The organism is Pseudomonas sp. GW821-FHT07G10, from assembly GCF_059418545.1.
Genome location: NZ_JBWKQB010000010.1, coordinates 1 through 15,366 on the forward strand (window position 1 = coordinate 1; position 15,366 = coordinate 15,366).

The 15,366-nt window shown below is 58.9% G+C and carries 15 protein-coding genes; 11 read left to right on the forward strand and 4 right to left on the reverse strand.

What is annotated here, in order from left to right:
• Positions 1–178 precede the first annotated feature (178 nt).
• Complete coding sequence (locus AC07O1_RS13325) at positions 179–1,672, reverse strand: CoA-acylating methylmalonate-semialdehyde dehydrogenase (RefSeq protein ID WP_494995081.1); 1,494 nt, start codon at positions 1,670–1,672, stop codon at positions 179–181.
• A gap of 140 nt (positions 1,673–1,812) precedes the next feature.
• Positions 1,813–3,162, reverse strand: coding sequence for an omega-aminotransferase AptA (aptA, locus tag AC07O1_RS13330; protein ID WP_494995080.1), 1,350 nt, complete (start codon positions 3,160–3,162; stop codon positions 1,813–1,815).
• A 124-nt stretch (positions 3,163–3,286) separates the two neighbouring features.
• Here aptA and AC07O1_RS13335 point away from each other — a divergent pair, with 124 nt between their 5' ends.
• The 3 genes from AC07O1_RS13335 (at position 3,287) to AC07O1_RS13345 (ending at position 5,555) form a co-directional block, all read left to right on the forward strand.
• On the forward strand, positions 3,287–4,207 hold the full coding sequence (locus tag AC07O1_RS13335; RefSeq protein WP_495089051.1) for a LysR family transcriptional regulator: 921 nt from the start codon (positions 3,287–3,289) through the stop codon (positions 4,205–4,207).
• A 102-nt stretch (positions 4,208–4,309) separates the two neighbouring features.
• Positions 4,310–4,960, forward strand: a complete 651-nt coding sequence (locus AC07O1_RS13340; protein ID WP_495089052.1) for a TetR/AcrR family transcriptional regulator — start codon at positions 4,310–4,312, stop codon at positions 4,958–4,960.
• A 13-nt stretch (positions 4,961–4,973) separates the two neighbouring features.
• On the forward strand, positions 4,974–5,555 hold the full coding sequence (locus AC07O1_RS13345) for an IMPACT family protein (RefSeq protein ID WP_495089053.1): 582 nt from the start codon (positions 4,974–4,976) through the stop codon (positions 5,553–5,555).
• Between the two features lie 231 nt (positions 5,556–5,786).
• Here AC07O1_RS13345 and AC07O1_RS13350 read toward each other — a convergent pair whose 3' ends face one another.
• On the reverse strand, positions 5,787–6,062 hold the full coding sequence (locus AC07O1_RS13350) for a hypothetical protein (protein WP_494995076.1): 276 nt from the start codon (positions 6,060–6,062) through the stop codon (positions 5,787–5,789).
• Positions 6,063–6,092: 30 nt separating this feature from the next.
• Here AC07O1_RS13350 and AC07O1_RS13355 point away from each other — a divergent pair, with 30 nt between their 5' ends.
• The 3 genes from AC07O1_RS13355 to AC07O1_RS13365 are packed head-to-tail and all read left to right on the forward strand — an operon-like array spanning position 6,093 to position 9,702.
• Entirely contained in the window at positions 6,093–7,658 is a 1,566-nt protein-coding gene (locus AC07O1_RS13355) for an ABC transporter ATP-binding protein (protein WP_495089054.1), read from the forward strand.
• A gap of 11 nt (positions 7,659–7,669) precedes the next feature.
• Positions 7,670–8,776: an ABC transporter permease gene (locus AC07O1_RS13360; protein WP_495089055.1), complete on the forward strand. Its 1,107-nt coding sequence runs from the start codon at positions 7,670–7,672 to the stop codon at positions 8,774–8,776.
• Positions 8,776–9,702 carry an ABC transporter permease gene (locus AC07O1_RS13365; RefSeq protein WP_494995073.1) on the forward strand — a complete coding sequence of 309 codons (927 nt, stop codon included), beginning with the start codon at positions 8,776–8,778 and terminating at the stop codon, positions 9,700–9,702. Before AC07O1_RS13360 ends, AC07O1_RS13365 begins: the two co-directional genes overlap by 1 nt.
• Here AC07O1_RS13365 and AC07O1_RS13370 read toward each other — a convergent pair.
• Complete coding sequence (locus AC07O1_RS13370) at positions 9,592–10,134, reverse strand: hypothetical protein (RefSeq protein WP_495089056.1); 543 nt, start codon at positions 10,132–10,134, stop codon at positions 9,592–9,594. The genes AC07O1_RS13365 and AC07O1_RS13370 overlap by 111 nt on opposite strands.
• 82 nt (positions 10,135–10,216) lie before the next feature.
• Here AC07O1_RS13370 and AC07O1_RS13375 point away from each other — a divergent pair, with 82 nt between their 5' ends.
• The 5 genes from AC07O1_RS13375 (at position 10,217) to AC07O1_RS13395 (ending at position 15,290) form a co-directional block, all read left to right on the forward strand.
• Entirely contained in the window at positions 10,217–10,567 is a 351-nt protein-coding gene (locus tag AC07O1_RS13375) for a MerR family transcriptional regulator (protein ID WP_495089119.1), read from the forward strand.
• A gap of 26 nt (positions 10,568–10,593) precedes the next feature.
• A complete protein-coding gene (locus AC07O1_RS13380) occupies positions 10,594–11,280 on the forward strand; it encodes an SDR family oxidoreductase (protein WP_495089057.1) in 687 nt (228 codons plus the stop codon).
• A gap of 143 nt (positions 11,281–11,423) precedes the next feature.
• A complete protein-coding gene (locus tag AC07O1_RS13385; protein WP_495089058.1) occupies positions 11,424–12,782 on the forward strand; it encodes an 8-oxoguanine deaminase in 1,359 nt (452 codons plus the stop codon).
• A gap of 287 nt (positions 12,783–13,069) precedes the next feature.
• Positions 13,070–14,152 (forward strand): BMP family ABC transporter substrate-binding protein, encoded by a 1,083-nt coding sequence (locus AC07O1_RS13390; RefSeq protein ID WP_495013476.1) that lies wholly within the window; start codon positions 13,070–13,072, stop codon positions 14,150–14,152.
• Between the two features lie 172 nt (positions 14,153–14,324).
• On the forward strand, positions 14,325–15,290 hold the full coding sequence (locus AC07O1_RS13395) for a 2-oxoglutarate and iron-dependent oxygenase domain-containing protein (protein WP_495089059.1): 966 nt from the start codon (positions 14,325–14,327) through the stop codon (positions 15,288–15,290).
• The last annotated feature ends 76 nt before the right edge of the window (positions 15,291–15,366 follow it).

The window sequence follows — 15,366 nt, forward strand, 5'->3', positions numbered from 1 at the left end:
TTTGTTTACCAAGGAGTTTTCCGTTTCGACTGCGCCGGAAGTGGGGCGAATTATAGGCTTCCAGATTCTGCCGTCAACCTCTATTTTCACAATTCTGTCATATGAGTCAAAAAGACCCTGAAAAGCAAAAGGCCGGCACCTTTTTCAAATAAGGGAGCCGGCCTTTTTACCCTTCTACTTATAAGCTAGGGAAAGCGAACTGCGAAGCTTCGTGACTGGCACGTTGCGGCCAGCGCTGGGTAATTGCCTTACGGCGGGTATAGAAGCGCACACCATCCGGGCCATAAGCATGCAGGTCACCGAACAACGAACGCTTCCAGCCGCCAAAGCTGTGGTACGCCACTGGAACCGGCAGCGGTACGTTGACGCCCACCATCCCCACTTCAATCTCGTCGCAGAACAACCGGGCCGCTTCACCGTCACGGGTAAAGATGCAGGTGCCGTTGCCGTACTCGTGATCGTTGATCAGTTGCATCGCCTCTTCAAGGCTGTTCACTCGCACGATGCACAGCACCGGGCCGAAGATCTCTTCTTTATAGATGCGCATCTCTGGAGTGACGCGATCGAACAGGCAGCCGCCGAGGAAGAAGCCCTCTTCATGGCCTGTTACGCTCAGACCACGGCCATCGACCACCAACTCAGCGCCGGAAGAAACACCGTCTTCTATATAGCCACTGACTTTGTCGCGATGCTGACCGGTCACCAGTGGGCCCATGTCCAGACCACAGGAAGTGCCGGCACCGATTTTCAGCGCCTTGATTTGCGGCACCAACTTGGCAACCAATGCATCCGCCACCTGATCGCCGACACACACGGCCACCGAGATCGCCATGCAACGCTCACCGCAAGAACCATAGGCCGCGCCCATCAAGGCACTGACTGCGTTGTCCAGGTCTGCATCCGGCATCAGCACCGCATGGTTCTTCGCCCCGCCCAATGCTTGCACACGTTTGCCGCGCTTGGTGGCTTCGGCATAGATGTATTCAGCAATCGGAGTCGATCCAACAAAGCTAAGCGCTTTGACCTCTGGCGCTTCGATCAACGCATCCACCGCACCTTTGTCGCCGTGCACCACGCTCAGCACGCCTTTGGGCAAGCCGGCTTCTTGCAGCAGCTGGGCGATCAGCAGCGTTGAACTCGGATCACGCTCGGAAGGCTTGAGGATGAAGCAGTTCCCGCAAACGATCGCCAGTGGATACATCCACAGCGGAACCATGGCCGGGAAGTTGAACGGCGTGATGCCGGCAACCACGCCCAACGGCTGGAAGTCGGACCAGGCATCGATGTTCGGGCCGACGTTACGGCTGTACTCGCCCTTGAGGATTTCCGGAGCCGAGCAGGCGTATTCGACGTTCTCGATACCGCGCTTCAGTTCGCCGGCGGCGTCTTCCAGGGTCTTGCCATGCTCTTCGCTGATCAACTGTGCGATACGCGCTTCGTTCTGCTCGAGCAGTTGTTTGAAGCGGAACATCACCTGAGCACGCTTGGCCGGCGGTGTGTTGCGCCATGCAGGAAAAGCAGCCTTGGCCGTGTCGATGGCTTTTTGCACTGTTTCGCGACTGGCCAGAGGGACCTTGTGAATCGGCTGGCCGGTGGACGGGTTGAACACATCAGCGCTGCGACCGTTGTCGGTCACCAGTTCGCCGTTGATCAAATGCTGGATAAGACTCATGCGGGGCTCCTGAAAAGTTGTCCACAGGTGCCCGACATGGGGCACCTGCTAAATAAAGATGGCTTTTTGCAGGAGCACGGCTTGCCAGCGATGGCGTCCTTGAGGCCCATCGCGAGCAAGCTCGGCTCCTACAGGCTGGATCAGTCGACTTTGTTCAGCACTTCGCCGACCGCGTCGAACAGGCGATCAAGATCCTGCGGCTTGCTGTTGAAGGTTGGGCCAAACTGTAAGGTGTCGCCGCCGAAGCGCACGTAGAAACCAGCTTTCCACAGCGCCATACCGGCTTCGAACGGACGCACGATCGCGTCGCCATCTCGCGGGGCGATTTGAATCGCGCCGGCCAGGCCATAGTTACGAATGTCGATAACGTTCTTCGAACCCTTCAAACCGTGCAAGGCATTCTCGAAATGCGGCGCGACTTCAGCCACGCTCTGCACCAGGTTTTCCTTGTGCAGCAGATCCAGTGCAGCCAAACCAGCCGCGCAAGCCACCGGGTGCGCCGAGTAGGTGTAGCCGTGGGGGAATTCCACCGCGTACTCCGGCGTCGGTTGATTCATGAAGGTCTGATAAATCTCGGAACTGGCAATCACCGCGCCCATCGGGATTGCGCCGTTGGTGACTTGCTTGGCGATGCACATCAGGTCCGGGGTCACGCCAAAGCTGTCAGCACCGAACATCGAGCCGGTACGACCAAAGCCAGTAATCACTTCGTCGAAGACCAGCAGGATGTTGTGTTGATCACAGATTTCGCGCAGGCGCTTGAGGTAACCCTGAGGCGGAACCAGCACACCAGCGGAACCGGCCAGCGGCTCGACGAACACGGCGGCGATGTTCGAGGCATCGTGCAACTCGATCAGCTTGAGCAGCTCATCGGCCAGGGCAATACCGCCCTGCTCCGGCATCCCACGGGAATAAGCATTGCTCGCCAGCAAGGTGTGCGGCAGATGGTCGACATCCATCATTGCCTGACCGAACATTTTGCGGTTGCCGTTGACGCCGCCCAGACTGGTGCCGGCGATGTTCACGCCGTGGTAGCCACGGGCACGACCGATCATTTTGGTCTTGGTCGCCTGACCTTTCAGACGCCAGTAGGCGCGCACCATCTTCACTGCGGTGTCAGCACACTCGGAGCCGGAATCGGTGAAGAACACGTGATTCAGGTTACCTGGGGTCAGCTCGGTGATTTTCTCTGCCAGCTGGAAAGACAGTGGGTGACCGTACTGAAAGCCCGGCGAGTAATCGAGGGTACCCAACTGTTTTGCAACGGCTTCCTGGATTTCCTTGCGGGTATGCCCCGCACCACAGGTCCACAGACCGGACAACGAGTCATAGACCTTGCGGCCCTTGTCGTCGATCAGGTAGCTGCCTTCTGCGGCAACAATCAGTCGCGGGTCGCGCTGGAAGTTGCGGTTGGCGGTGTAAGGCATCCAGTGAGCATCGAGCTTGAGTTGGCTGGCCAGGGAGACCGGAGCGTTTTCAGGCAAGTTCATGAGCAAAACCTCGCAGGGCAATAAGCGGCGTAGGGATCAAAAGCGTTCTTGCAGCTAAATTGCCACGGGGATAAAGTCGGTGAAATCCAACTTTTCTAACCTTCAGTCAGGCCATCACTAAACTATGAGCAGCCGCCGCCCCGATCCGCTGGCGCAAGTCAGTGACTTTGATATCCGCCTGCTGCGCATATTTCGCAGCGTGGTCGAATGCGGCGGCTTCTCCGCAGCGGAAACCGTGCTGGGGATCGGCCGCTCCGCCATCAGCCAGCAGATGAGCGACCTTGAACAACGCCTCGGCCTGCGTCTGTGCCAACGCGGTCGCGCAGGGTTTTCTCTGACCGAGGAAGGCCGCGAGGTCTATCAGTCGGCCTTGCAACTACTCAGTGCGCTGGAAAGCTTTCGCACCGAGGTCAACGGCCTGCACCAACATCTGCGCGGTGAGCTGACCATCGGTCTGACTGACAACCTGGTCACCCTCCCCCACATGCGCATCACCCATGCTTTGGCACAGTTGAAGGAGCGGGGCCCGGACGTACAGATTCAAATCCGCATGATCGCCCCCAACGAAGTGGAGCAAGGTGTACTCGACGGCCGTTTACATGTCGGTGTGGTGCCTCAGGCCAGCGCACTCTCGGGCCTGGAATACCAGCCGCTGTACAGCGAGCGTTCGCTGCTCTACTGCGCGGTCGGACATCCGCTGTTTTATGTCGATGACAAACAACTGGATGACCAGCGGCTCAACAGTCAGGACGCCATCGCACCGACCTTCCGTTTGCCGTCCGAGATCCAGGCGCATTATCAGGCACTCAATTGCACCGCCAGCGCGTCGGATCGGGAAGGCATGGCGTTTCTGATTTTGACCGGACGCTATATCGGCTATCTGCCGGACCATTACGCCAGCCTCTGGGTGCAGCAAGGCCGATTGCGCGCTTTGAAACCCAAGGCGCGCTTCTATGACCTGAGCCTGGCGTCGGTCACCCGCAAGGGACGTCGCCCTCATTTGGTGTTGGAAAGCTTCTTGGAAAGCCTGGAGGCCACGCGGTAAACCGAACGGCTTCGAGGCTTTTATGGTGACAAGGCTTGTCTGATTCTTGTGGGTGCGCTATCAACGCATTGGTTGCACCCACAGAACTGCTCGGAAACGTCCATGACCCTTGAAGTCCCAGCCCACACCGGCAAACCTGCCAGCCGAATTCGCCAAAAAAACGAAGACGCAATCATCAAGGCCGCCGAAGACGAGTTCGCTCGTCACGGGTTCAAAGGCACCAGCATGAACACCATTGCGCAGAATGCCGGACTGCCCAAGGCTAACCTGCATTACTACTTCACCAACAAGCTCGGGCTCTATGTGGCGGTGCTGAGCAACATCATCGAGTTGTGGGACAGCACCTTCAACACATTAACCGCCGAAGACGATCCGGCCGAATCGCTGACGCGCTACATCCGCGCCAAGATGGAGTTTTCCCGCCGCCAACCGCAAGCCTCACGGATCTTCGCCATGGAGATCATCAGCGGCGGGGAATGCCTGAGCAAGCATTTCAGCCAGGACTATCGCGTCTGGTTCCAGGGCCGTGCAGGTGTATTTCAGGCTTGGATCGACGCTGGCAAGATGGACCCGGTCGACCCGGTAAACCTGATCTTTCTGTTGTGGGGCAGCACCCAGCATTACGCCGACTTCGCCACACAGATTTGTCGCGTGACAGGCCGCACCAAGCTGACCAGGCAGGACATGGAAGACGCTGGTAACAACCTGATCCGTATCATTCTCAAGGGCTGCGGCCTCAAGCCAACCCTTTAAAAGATCCTCGCACATGCCTTTTACCCTCGCCGGCCTTTGCGAATACCGCGAAGAAATTCGCAAAAGCCGCTTCATCGCCCTCGCTGCGCCGATCAGCAGCGCCGTTGATGCTCAGGCGTTCATCGAGCAGCACAGCGACTTGAATGCCTCGCACAATTGCTGGGCCTGGAAGCTCGCCGATCAATACCGCAGCAGCGACGACGGCGAACCGGGCGGCACTGCCGGACGGCCGATTCTGGCGGCCATCGAAGCGCAGGATTGTGATCAAGTAGCGGTAGTGGTGATTCGCTGGTACGGCGGCATTCAGTTAGGTACCGGCGGACTCGCTCGGGCCTATGGCGGCAGTGCCAACAAGTGCTTGCAAACCGCTGAACGAATTGCGCTGATCAGCCGGGTGCCGTTGCGTTGCGCCTGCGGCTTCGGCGAATTGGCGCTGGTCAAACTACGGGTGGCCGAACTCGGGGGCCTGATGCTGGAAGAAACCTTCACCGCCAATGGCGTGGAGTTGCACCTGGCCGTAGGTGAAGCACAGATCCAGATCCTGCAAACGCAACTGGCCGATCTGAGTCGCGGACGCATTCTGTTGCAGCGGTAAAAGGCTGCGATCTTTTGGGGCAAGACTTAATCCAAGTGTTTCCACGACTTGCCCACATCTGCTGTGCACCCGACTGTGGATAACCTGAGCACATTCCCCGCAACCCCTTCTGCAACGTGGCTTTGCGGCCATTGTTCATTTTTCGTCCAATCGCCCTTCTTCGGGATTAATCCCACCGAAAAACAATCAGTTAGAGCGGTTTATCGCCTTTAGAAGAAAGCCTTTCAGTGCTTATGCCTGGGCTTTTGGCTTGCGCACAAATACTGTGGAGCAATCTGTGGATAACCCGTGCAAGGCTGGCTCAGTCGCATAGGCGGCAACGCTCTCCGTCGGCTGCTCATTTTTTAACCAGTTCGATACGGGCGAAACCGGGGCCTTATCGACAGGCTTGCCCTGAAGTGGTGCCGGAGCAGGGATCAGTATATTGCGCGAGAGGCTGCGCAGCAGGCAGAACAACGACGACACCGGGTTTTCCTGACTCAATGGCCAGGAAATTGCTTTATCCACAGGCACAACTTCAATTGTCCCGAGCCTGTCATGCCAAATCCCGTGCCGATCCCTGATCAAACACCGCGTCTGCAATTGCGCAGAATCAGCAAACGCTATCCCGGCTGCCTGGCCAATGACGGTATCGACCTGAGTATTCAACCCGGTGAGATCCACGCCCTGCTCGGTGAAAACGGCGCCGGGAAAAGCACTCTGATGAAAATTATCTACGGCGTGACCCATGCCGACTCGGGCGAGATGATCTGGCAAGGACAACGCTTGACCATGCGCAACCCGGCCCAGGCGCGAAGTCTGGGGATTGGCATGGTGTTCCAGCATTTCTCGCTGTTTGAAACCTTGAGCGTGGCGCAGAACATTGCCCTGGCCATGGGCGCTGCGGCAGGCACACCCACGCAACTGGAGCCGCGCATTCGTGAAGTCTCGCAACGTTATGGCATGGCGCTGGAGCCAGAACGGCTGGTGCACAGTTTGTCGATTGGCGAGCGTCAGCGGGTGGAGATCATTCGCTGCCTGATGCAGGACATTCGCCTGCTGATTCTCGATGAGCCAACCTCGGTCCTGACTCCGCAAGAGGCGGACGAGTTGTTCGTCACCCTGCGTCGATTGGCCGTCGAGGGCTGCAGCATTCTGTTTATCAGCCACAAGCTCGGCGAAGTTCGGGCGCTGTGTCATAAGGCCACGGTGCTGCGCGGTGGTCGAGTGGCCGGACATTGCGTTCCAGCCGAGTGCACGGATCAGCAACTGGCTCAGTTGATGGTGGGTGATGCGGCGGGGTTGATCGCTGATTATCCGAAGGTCGGCGGCCGCGAAACTTTCTTGCAGATACAAAAGCTGTCCTGGCATAACCCGGATCCGTTCGGCTGCTCACTGAGGGATATCCACCTTGAAGTACGCAGCGGCGAAATCGTTGGGATCGCCGGTGTCGCCGGGAATGGTCAGGACGAATTGCTGGCCCTGCTCAGCGGCGAAGAATGCCTTGCACGTAATGACGCCGCGACCATCAGTTTCGCCGGGCAACCGGTCGCTCATTTACGCCCCGATGCAAGACGCGGCCTCGGCCTGGCATTTGTGCCGGCAGAACGCCTCGGCCACGGGGCAGTGCCGCAATTGAGTCTGGCAGACAACGCCTTGCTGACCGCTTTTCAGCAAGGGCTGGTCAGCAATGGCCTGATTCAGCATGGCAAAGTCCAGGCATTGGCCGAAGAGATCATCCGCCGCTTCGGGGTCAAGACACCGAATACTGAAACCTGTGCTCGCAGCCTGTCCGGCGGCAATTTGCAGAAATTCATTCTCGGCCGGGAAATCCTTCAACAACCGAAACTGCTGATCGCGGCGCACCCGACCTGGGGCGTGGATGTGGGTGCCGCGGCGGTGATCCATCGCGCGTTGATTGCCCTGCGCGATGCGGGTGCCGCGATCCTGGTGATCAGCGAAGACCTCGACGAGTTGTTCCAGATCAGCGATCGGCTGGCGGCGCTATGCAGCGGTCGACTGTCGACGCTCAAACCGACCGCGCAAACCAGCCTGATCGCAGTCGGTGGCTGGATGGCGGGCCAGTTCGACACGTCTCACCAATCCACGCCTTTGCCGGTTTAACGGAGTTTCACATGCTGCTTTCTCTCGAACCCCGTGGCCAGCAATCGCGCCTGATGCTGTGGTGCTCGCCGCTACTTGCCGCAACGTTGACCCTGGGTTGTGGCTCGCTGCTGTTTATTGCCCTCGGTCACGACCCTTTGATGACCTTGCATACCTTGTTGATTGCGCCGATCAGTGACCTGTATGGCGTCTCTGAGCTGTTGGTCAAAGCCTTGCCGATTCTGCTGTGTGCGTTGGGTCTGGCGGTAGCGTATCAAGCGCGGATCTGGAACATCGGCGCCGAAGGTCAGTTGTTGCTTGGCGCTCTGGCCGGCAGTGCACTGGCAGTGAATATCATCGATGTGCAAAGTCGCTGGGCGCTGGTGTCAATCCTGATGATCGGCACGCTGGCCGGTGCTGCCTGGGCCGGGTTGACGGCATGGCTGCGCACGCGGTTCAACGCCAATGAAATCCTCACCAGCATCATGCTCAATTACATCGCCCTGAACCTGCTGCTGTTCTGCGTCCACGGGCCGCTGAAGGACCCGGCCGGCTTCAACTTCCCGGAATCGGCAATGTTCGGCGAGGCCAGCCGTTTGCCGCTGTTGCTGGAGGACGGCCGCGTGCATGCCGGGGTGTATTTCGCCCTGCTGGCGCTGGTTGCCGTTTGGGTGCTGCTGCACAAGAGTTTTGTCGGTTTTCAAATCAAGGTGCTCGGCCTGGACAAGCGCGCCGCCGGTTTCGTTGGTTTTCGCGAGAAGCGGCTGATCTGGCTCGCGCTGTTGATCAGCGGTGGATTGGCGGGGCTGGCTGGCGTTTGCGAAGTCACCGGGCCGATCGGACAACTGGTGCCGCAGGTATCGCCCGGTTATGGCTACGCGGCGATCACTGTGGCATTTCTTGGCCGACTGAATCCCATCGGTATTGTGTTTTCCAGCCTGCTGATGGCGCTGCTGTACATCGGCGGCGAGAGCGCGCAGATGAGCCTTAACCTGCCGCAGGCGATCACCCAATTGTTCCAGGGCATGATGCTGTTTTTTCTGCTCGCCAGTGATGTGCTGATTCTCTACCGCCCGCGCCTTAACCTGCGCTGGGCACGGCGCTCCTCGACCACCTCTGAACGCGTTGGAGCCCTGTGATGGATATCGATCTGCTGAGTAATATTTTCTACGCCATGGTCCGCTGCGGCACGCCGCTGCTGTTGGTGGCCTTGGGTGAACTGATCTGCGAAAAAAGCGGCGTCCTCAACCTCGGTCAGGAAGGCATGATGCTGTTCGGCGCGGTGATCGGTTTTATCGTCGCCTTGAGCACCGGTAACCTCTGGCTCGGCGTGTTGCTGGCGGTGCTCGCCGGTATGTTGCTGTCGACGCTGTTTGCCTTGGTGGCGCTGGTGTTCAACGCCAATCAGGTGGCGACCGGGCTGGCGCTGACTATCTTTGGCGTCGGCCTTTCGAGCTTTGTCGGTGCGGCCTGGGTTGGCAAGCCGCTGGCGGGTTTCGAGCCAGTGGCGATTCCTTTTCTGAGCGAGATCCCGCTGATCGGGCGGATGCTGTTTGCTCAGGATCTGTTGGTCTATCTGTCATTCGCGCTGTTTGCGCTGGTGGCTTGGGCGATTCTGAAAAGCCGCGTAGGCCTGATCGTTCAGGCCGTCGGGGAAAATCCGGACGCTGCCAGCGCCATGGGATTGCCGGTGCTTGGCGTGCGCACACTGGCGGTGCTGTTCGGTGGCGCCATGGCCGGGTTGGCCGGTGCCTATCTGTCACTGGCCTATACACCGATGTGGGCGGAGAACATGAGCGCCGGCCGTGGCTGGATTGCCCTGGCGCTAGTGGTGTTTGCCAGTTGGCGCGTATGGCGTTTGCTGCTGGGCGCTTACCTGTTCGGGCTCGCAAGCATCTTGCACCTGGTCGCCCAAGGCTTGGGGCTGGCGATCCCTTCGAACCTGCTGGCGATGCTACCCTATGCCGCGACCATTCTGGTGTTGGTGCTGCTGTCGCGGAACGCGCTGCGAACGCGCTTGTACGCACCGGTTTCGCTGGGGCAGCCGTGGCAGGCGGGGCATTAGGTTCTGCCTGGAACAGCTTGCTCTTCGGTCATCTGCGAGATGCTTGACCGGCAACAACTGTGCAACGCCCCACGCCAGTTCGAAGACCAGGAAAACCGCCAGCAATGAGCTGGCGCCGTGGGCCAGGGCATAGATCTGCCACGTCGCGAACAAAAACCGTCCGGCTGCGTCATAGCGGCCGAACGCTTGCTGCGGGTCACGAATCCGTAGCACCGACCAGACGCAAACGATCGAGCCCAACAGATTGGCCATCAGCATGTGCATCGGTTCGAACGGCGGCAGTTCACCAGATAGATTGAATGTCCGGGAAAGACTCAGCATCAACCCGTGTAGCGCCATAAAACTCCAGGGGGTGACGAAAGCGACGGTCACGAGCAAGTCGTACCAGCCGCTCGCACGAACCAGTTGACGGTATTGGCTTGCAGTCCACATTGAGGCGTCTCCATTTATTCAGGGAGCACGCAGGCTAAAGCCTGGAGTATGCTCAATGGTCAAGCCTCAAAGAGTCTTCAAGATGCGTATCGGTGAATTAGCCCAGGCCAGCGCCGTCAGCCGCGACACCCTGCGCTTTTACGAGCAACGGGGATTGATCGCCGCCCAACGCAGCGCCAACGGTTACCGCGACTATCCGGCCGAGATGGTGCAACTGGTGCTCTACATCAAGACCGCCCAACGCCTGGGCTTCAGCCTCGGCGAAATCGGTAGTAGTGTGGCCTCGCTGTGGCAGGCCAAAGACCCTGACAGCGCCGTGACCCGGTTGCTGCAAGACAAACTGAGCCTGATCGAAACCCGCATCGACGAACTCGGCGAGCTGCGCCAGGAGTTACAGCTACGGCTCAGGCAGAGTTGTCCATTAAGACCGTGATCCCCTTTTTACGAAGGAGCCCGTTTATGAACGCTGCAAAAAACGCATTAATCATCGGCGCCTCCCGTGGTTTGGGCCTCGGTCTGGTACAACGCTTGCTGGCCGACGGCTGGCAAGTCACCGCCACCGTGCGCAATCTGCAGAAAGCCGAGGCCTTGCAGGCATTGGGTAACGTCCGGATCGAGCAACTGGACATGGATGATCAGCAAGCCGTCATCGCCCTGAGCCAACGGCTCAAAGGCCAGGTCTTCGACCTGCTGTTCGTCAACGCCGGGGTCAAAGGACCGGATGATCAGACCCCCGGCAACGCAACCCTCGCCGAGGTTGGACAATTGTTCTTCACCAACGCCGTAGCCCCGATCAATCTGGCTCAGCGCTTCATCGGCCAGATTCGCCCGGACAGCGGTGTGCTGGCGTTCATGAGTTCAGTGCTCGGCAGCGTGACCATGCCCGACTCGCCGGAACTGGCGCTGTACAAGGCCAGCAAAGCCGCCTTGAACTCCATGACCAACAGCTTCGTCACTCAGTTGGGCGAGCAGAAAATGACTGTACTATCGTTGCATCCGGGCTGGGTGAAAACCGATATGGGCGGTGAAGGTGCGGACATCGATGTCGAGACCAGCACACGTGGGTTGATCGAGCAGGTGAATACTTACGCGGGTAAAGGCGGGCATCATTTTGTGAACTATAGAGGCGAGACAATTCCCTGGTAATTCATCGGTAGATCAGCGGCCCTATGTAGCCGACCAAATATGTGAGTAAACTCTGCACTTCGCCCTCCCCGGCGACCCTGGATCAGCAGACAGGGCAACACTGAGCTGGCGAACCTGAACCCATTTTTCAGAGGAGCCGGCCAATGCCTGCGACCCGTATCTGGTTAAAAAACCCCCTGGCCATTTTCACTGCCAACGCGCTCGATGCCCGTGGCGGCCTGGTGCTGCAAGACGGTTTGATCGTCGAAGTGCTCGGTATAGGGCAACAACCGGCCACTGCCTGTGGACAAGTCTTCGATGCTCGCGAGCATGTGATCCTTCCCGGGCTGATCAACACCCATCACCACTTCTATCAAACCTTGACCCGCGCCTGGGCGCCGGTGGTCAATCAGCCGTTGTTCCCCTGGTTGAAAACCCTCTATCCGGTCTGGGCTCGCCTGCCCCCGGAAAAGTTGGCGCTGGCGACAAAAGTCGCTTTGGCCGAGTTGCTGCTGTCTGGCTGTACAACGGCGGCCGATCACCATTACCTGTTTCCCGAAGGTCTGGAAAACGCCATTGATGTGCAGGTCCAGAGCGTTCGCGAACTGGGCATGCGCGCGATGCTTACCCGTGGCTCGATGAGCCTGGGTGAAGCCGACGGCGGGTTGCCGCCGCAACAGACTGTGCAGCAGGGTGAAGTGATTCTCGCCGATAGCCAGCGGCTGATCGCCGAGTACCACGAACGCGGCGACGGCGCGCAAATCCAGATTGCTCTGGCACCCTGCTCGCCATTTTCCGTCACGCCGCAAATCATGTCGGCCAGCGCGGAACTGGCCAATACACTGGACGTGCGTCTGCACACTCACCTTGCCGAAACCCTCGACGAAGAAGACTTCTGCCTGCAACGCTTCGGCCTGCGCACCGTGGATTATCTGGACAGCGTCGGCTGGCTCGGACCGCGCACCTGGCTGGCCCATGGCATTCATTTCAACCCTGATGAAATCGCCCGTCTGGGCGCGGCCGGTACCGGCATCTGCCATTGCCCTAGCTCCAATATGCGCCTGGCTTCAGGCATTTGCCCGACGCTGGACTTGATCGCAGCAGGGGCGCCGCTGGGTTTGGGTGTGGATGGCTCGGCCTCAAACGATGCATCGAACATGATCCTCGAGACCCGCCAGGCGTTGTACCTGCAACGCCTGCGCTACGGCGCGGAAAAGATCACCCCCGAGTTAGTGCTCGGCTGGGCCACACGCGGTTCGGCGCAACTGCTCGGGCGCACCGATATCGGTGAACTGGCGGTGGGCAGGCAGGCGGATCTGGCGTTGTTCAAACTCGATGAGCTGCGCTTCTCCGGCAGCCATGACCCGCTGTCGGCGCTATTGCTGTGCGGCGCGGACAGGGCGGATCGGGTGATGATTGGCGGTAAATGGCGGGTGATCGATGGGCAGGTTGAAGGGCTTGATTTGAAGGGGTTGATTGCCGACCACAGTCAGGCGGCCAGGCAGTTGATTAGCGGCGTTTGATCAATCTTATCGCGGGCAAGCCTCGCTCCTACGGGTACATGCGATCCGTAGGAGCAAGGCTTGCCCGCGATGCTTTCAAAGCCCTGGCGCACCAGTGGCAGGCATGAGCTTGCAGGGCTGCACTGCCTTGGTTCTTGCTGTGTTCATACAATTCCCTTCACCGGTCAGCCCGCTCCCACAGTAATGCGCCATCCGGCATTTTGTTGTCTTGTTGGTCAGTTATTTGCATTGAGCTGCTCAAGCCTTTGAGCCCAGCCAACCCTCACAACAAAATGGAGTTCGAATTCATGCATGCACGTCCGTTGAAGAAGCTGCTGTGCGCCGTTGCAGCGGCCATTGGCCTGAGCGCCAGCCTGGCTGCCAGTGCGACTGACCCGTTGAAAGTCGGCTTCGTCTATATCGGTCCGATTGGTGACCATGGCTGGACTTATCAGCATGAACAAGGCCGTAAGGCGTTAGTGGAAAAATTCGGCGATCAGGTCACCACCAACTTCGTCGAGAACGTGGCCGAAGGCGCGGATGCCGAGCGAGTGATCCGCAATATGGCCAAGGACAAGTACGACATGATTTTCACCACATCCTTCGGCTACATGAACCCGACACTGAAGGTCGCCAGACAATTTCCCAACGTGACCTTCGAACATGCCACCGGCTACAAGCAGGACAAGAACCTCGGCACCTACCTGGCGCGCACTTACGAGGGGCGGTATGTCGGCGGCTTCCTCGCGGCAAAAATGACCAAGAGCAAAAAAATCGGCTACGTCGCCTCCTTCCCGATTCCGGAGGTCATCCGCGACATCAACGCCATCCAACTGGCCCTGAACAAATACAACCCGGGCACCGAGATCAAAGTGGTGTGGGTCAACTCCTGGTTCGATCCGGGCAAAGAGGCTGACGCCGCCAACGCCCTGATCGATCAGGGCGTGGACGTTGTGTTCCAGCACACCGACAGCCCGGCACCGATTCAGGCGGCCGAGCGTCGTGGCGTGTATGCGGTGGGCTATGCCTCTGACATGGCGCACTTCGGGCCCAAAGCGGTGCTGACCTCCATCGTCAACAACTGGGGGCCACACTATGTTCAGGCGACCCAAAGCGTGATCGACCATCGCTGGAAATCCCAGGACTATTGGGGCGGTTTGAAAGAAGGCACGGTTGAACTACCGATCAGTGATGTGGTGCCGGCCGAGGTGAAGGCTGAAGCCGAGCAGATCATCAGCCATATCAAGAGCGGTGAATTTCACCCCTTCACCGGGCCGATCAAGGATCAGGCCGGCGTAGAGAAACTGGCGGCAGGTGTGACTGCCAGCAATGCCGAGCTGGCGTCGATGAACTATTACGTCGAAGGTATGAAGGCGGATATGCCGAAGTAATCCCTCAAACCAAACACACCTCCCCTGTGGGAGCAGCCGGTCGACGCTCGATTGCTCGCGATGAGTCCATAACATTCAGCATTTATGTTGACTGTCAGTCCGCTATCGCGAGCAATCGAGCGTCGACCGGCTGCTCCCACAATGGATCTTCGGTGCTCTTCAGGACCGCAACATGAACCAACTTCCGATCATAGACATCGGCCCGCTCTACAGCGATGAGCAAACCGCTTGGCAAGAGGTCGCCGACCAGATCGACCGCGCCTGCCGCGAATGGGGCTTCTTCTATATCAAGGGCCACCCGATCACCGCGACACGCATCGGCCAATTGCTCGATTGCGCCAAACAGTTCTTCGCCTTGCCGGTCGTTGAGAAGCTCAAGATCGATATCACCCAGACCCGCCACCATCGCGGCTATGGCGCCATCGCCACCGAGCAACTCGACCCGAACAAACCCAGCGACCTGAAAGAAACCTTCGACATGGGTTTGCACCTGCCGGCCGATCACCCGCAAGTGCTGGCGGAGAAACCCTTGCGCGGCCCCAATCGGCATCCCGACCTGCCGGGCTGGGAAAGCCTGATGGAACAGCACTACATCGATATGCAGGGCCTCGCCCAAACCTTGCTACGGGCCATGGCCCTGGCGCTGGGGATCGAGCGCGACTTCTTCGATCAGCGTTTCGTCGAGCCGGTCAGCGTGTTGCGGATGATTCACTACCCGCCACGTCACACCGCCAGTTGCGAAGCGCAACAGGGCGCAGGCGCCCACACCGATTACGGCTGCATCACTGTGCTCTATCAGGACGCCGCCGGTGGCTTGCAGGTACGCAACGTCCACGGCGAATGGATCGATGCCCCGCCGATCGAGGGTACTTTCGTGGTCAATCTCGGCGACATGATGGCGCGCTGGAGCAACGACCGTTATCTCTCGACGCCGCACCGGGTCATCAGCCCTTGGGGAGTTGATCGCTATTCCATGCCGTTCTTTGCCGAACCGCATCCTGATACGCGCATCGAATGCCTGCCCGGTTGCCAGGACAGTCAAAACCCGGCGAAATACCCGACCACTACCTGCGCCGAATTCCTGCTGTCGCGCTTTGCCGACACCTACGCTTATCGGCGAGAACGGGAAGCTGTGTGATGAACCGATTGGTCAGGTTTTGCCATATATTTGAGCGTCGACCTGTAGAATGCCACCATTGCACCTGATGAGAGTT